The 2,887-nt window shown below is 70.2% G+C and carries 4 protein-coding genes and 1 pseudogene; 1 reads left to right on the top strand and 4 read right to left on the bottom strand.

The window, feature by feature from the left end; all coding sequences use genetic code 11:
• Nucleotides 1-141, bottom strand: a pseudogene (locus Q1K57_RS11980) (IS3 family transposase); the annotation flags it as partial.
• 89 nt (nt 142-230) lie between these two features.
• Here Q1K57_RS11980 and Q1K57_RS11975 point away from each other — a divergent pair.
• Nucleotides 231-935: a restriction endonuclease gene (locus Q1K57_RS11975; RefSeq protein ID WP_300082913.1), complete on the top strand. Its 705-nt coding sequence runs from the start codon at nt 231-233 to the stop codon at nt 933-935.
• Between the two features lie 55 nt (nt 936-990).
• Here the strand turns inward: Q1K57_RS11975 and Q1K57_RS11970 are convergent, their stop codons facing one another.
• From Q1K57_RS11970 to Q1K57_RS11960, 3 genes are all read right to left on the bottom strand, one after another.
• Entirely contained in the window at nt 991-1,407 is a 417-nt protein-coding gene (locus tag Q1K57_RS11970; RefSeq protein ID WP_300082910.1) for a type II toxin-antitoxin system VapC family toxin, read from the bottom strand.
• Nucleotides 1,404-1,640 (bottom strand): toxin-antitoxin system antitoxin subunit, encoded by a 237-nt coding sequence (locus tag Q1K57_RS11965; protein WP_300082907.1) that lies wholly within the window; start codon nt 1,638-1,640, stop codon nt 1,404-1,406. Before Q1K57_RS11965 ends, Q1K57_RS11970 begins: the two co-directional genes overlap by 4 nt.
• Before the next feature lie 272 nt (nt 1,641-1,912).
• Nucleotides 1,913-2,806 carry an OmpA family protein gene (locus tag Q1K57_RS11960; RefSeq protein ID WP_300082903.1) on the bottom strand — a complete coding sequence of 298 codons (894 nt, stop codon included), beginning with the start codon at nt 2,804-2,806 and terminating at the stop codon, nt 1,913-1,915.
• Between the last annotated feature and the right edge of the window lie 81 nt (nt 2,807-2,887).

Raw genomic sequence — 2,887 nt, 5'->3', positions numbered from 1 at the left:
GGAGTAGCCGACGATCCGGTTGGACCACACGTCCTTGATCGCGCACTCGTAGAGCTTGCCTTCATCGGTCCAGTGCTCGGTGATGTCGGTCAGCCACAACTGGTTCGGCCCCGTCGCGGTGAAGTCCCGCTGGACGAGGTCGCTACCCGAGCTACCTGGAGTTCCGCGACCGCACTCGCGAGGCCTCCTCGAAAGAGCAGGCACCGGGAGAGAGCCTGATTCTGCCCTCGGTGGAGGAGCATCCGACCGCAACGCCGAGCGACCTCTTGGAGCAGGCCCGGTCGACCAATCGTGCCGCCGTGGAGGGCGACGTGTTGAAGGCTGCCCTCGCGTTGTCGCCGACGGCGTTCGAGGATCTTGTGATCCACCTGCTGGGCGCGATGGGGTACGGCCGGGGCGACGGCCGCATGGGGCAGTTGGAGCGCACGTCCTCGTCCGGGGACGCCGGCGTCGACGGCATCATCAGCCAGGATCCGCTGGGGCTCGACCGCATCTACGTCCAGGCCAAGCGCTACGCGGAGGACCGGCCGATCGACAGGCCCAAGATCCACGAGTTTGCCGGCGCACTGCTCGGCAAGCAGGGGGATCGCGGCGTCTACATCACCACCTCGCGCTTCACCGAAGGGGCTCGCCTGGAGGCGGACCGCATCAACGCCCGCATCGAGTTGATCGACGGACGCCGCCTCGCCCAGTTGCTCGTGACACACCGCGTCGGCGTCCAAGCGGAACAGGACGTCACGCTCTACCGGTGGACGAAGACTTCTTCGAAACCCTGTAGGAGGCGACATGAGCACCATCGGGGCATCCACCCGGCCGAGGTGGGTGACCCTCGGCGACGCCGGCAGCGGCGCTGGGGGACGGGTTCGTCGACTCGATGCTCTGGGGCGCCGACGGGCTGCCCGCTTGGCGATCATCGAAGCCCTGGATCTACTTGACGCCTCCACATGACTGAGCGCGCACGCTGCTGAGTGGGTCAGGCAACGCGGTCGCTCACCCGAAGGGGTTCATGAGCTTGAGCCCACGAACATGTGCGAAGTCCTTCGAGTTGCGGGTGGCGAGCTCAGCCGGCAGCGCGAGACAGATGCCTGCGATCTGGGCATCGGCCAGGGCCATCGGGCGGCCCCGGTCGAGGGCGTCAACCAAGAGGCGTGCGGTGGCCTGAGCGGCGTTGACGTCGTAGACGGCGATGGTGTCTGAGTAGGCGTCGAGAAGGTGGTGCCAACGCTGCTCGAGGTCGTTACGTCGGCGCCCGGCAGGCAGGCGGCCCAGGCCTCGCTCGATCTCCTCGACGGTGACGACGCTGATCGTGAGGTCGGCCGGGCCGAGGGTGCGGGCCCACGCGAGAACGCCGTGGTGGGGGGAGTCCTTCATGAACTCGGACACGACGTTGGTGTCGGCGATGATCACTGCAGGTCGACCTCGCGGGGCAGGTCGGTGCGTTCCATGGGAGGCAGGTCGACTCCACCGACCTCGGACATCTTCGCGTGCAGGTTCAGCAGGATGTTCTCCTCGGGTCGCCCGACCGCGGCGTCCAGAATGGCGCGGACCTCCGCCTCGACGGAGCGCCCGTGCTTCGCGGCACGACCGCGCAGGCGTGCGTGGGTTTGCTCGTCCAGTTGTCGGATCGTCAGGGTGCCCATGTCCCACCTCCTGACAGCAATGCTAGCACTCCGTTGGGTGGATCGCTGCCGGACGGTGCGTCCCGTCCACCAGTGGGCATCCGCACGGCGCCACCGACGGGCTGGCGGCTGCCGCTCCTCCTCCGGGATGGCTCGGCGCAGCGCACCTTGGAGCTGGGCACAGCGACGCGGAACAGGCCGCTCGGGGGCTTGGAGCTCACTCGAAGGCGGGCGACCAGTGCTGAGCGCGCAGACCCGGGCGAGCCAGCCGCGCCCCAGAGGCGGACCCCGGCCTACTGGACCGCCACGTCCACGCGGCGGTTGAGGCTGTCGTCGTCGCTGATGGGGGCGTTCGCGGCGTTGCCCTGGACGGTCATGTCGTCAGCGGGCACGCCGGCGGCGGCCAAGGCGTCCGCGACGGCCTGGGCCCGCTTGAGCGCCAGCGCCTCGTTGCCCACCTCGGAGCCGCGGGTGTCCGTCTGGCCCACGACGGTGAGCTTGGTGCCGGGGCACTGCTCGACGAGCATTGCGATCTCCGCAACGGCGGTCTGCGACTCGGCGGTCAGCTCGGACGAGCCCGACGTGAACACCAGGGCCGGTGCCTGAGCGGCTTCGCGCACCTTGGCGCCCACCACGCTGCACAGCTCGACGATGGCGACGTGGTCGGCCACCTCCGCATCGGGGAAGGCGGCGGCGACGGCGTCCGAGGCGGCCTGCTTCTCCGCGTCCGAGGTGACCGTGCCGGCCAGCACCGCGTCCCCACCGTTCACGTTCAGCGACACGGCCTCCACACCCACCAGGGCCGAGGCGAGCGTCGTGAGCGCGTCAGCGTCGGGCAGCCAGGCGCCGGACACGACGTTCAGCTGGTCGTTCACCTGGGCGCCGGCTCCCAGCCCGGCGGCGACCGCAGCGAGGGCGTCCGCCTTCCCGGCCTCGTCCGCAGCCGCGCCGGCGACCGTGAACGTGCCGTCGGCCAGCGTCAACGAGAACTGGGCACCCTGGGTGGCTGGGGTGGTCGTGGCCGTCGGGGGCACCGGGGTGGTGGTCGTCCCCGTCGTGCAAGCGGTCAGCGGCACCAGCGCCAGGACCGCCACGAGGGCACCGGCGGCCCACCGCGTCCGGTTGGGGGAGGTGCGAGGGCGGGGGAGTCGGGTCTGGGCATCAGGAGGAAGGGTCTGCGTGCTCATCACGTCTTCCACGGTAACGTCCGCACCCCGAAGCCGCCCGCCCGCACCCCCGCTACCCCGCCGAAGCACTCGCCCCAAACC

The sequence above is a fragment of the Propioniciclava sp. genome (assembly GCF_029977985.1).
GTDB lineage: Bacteria > Actinomycetota > Actinomycetes > Propionibacteriales > Propionibacteriaceae > Propioniciclava.
The sequence above is the reverse complement of the archived record's forward strand: the minus strand, read 5'-3'. Positions and strand labels throughout refer to the sequence as shown.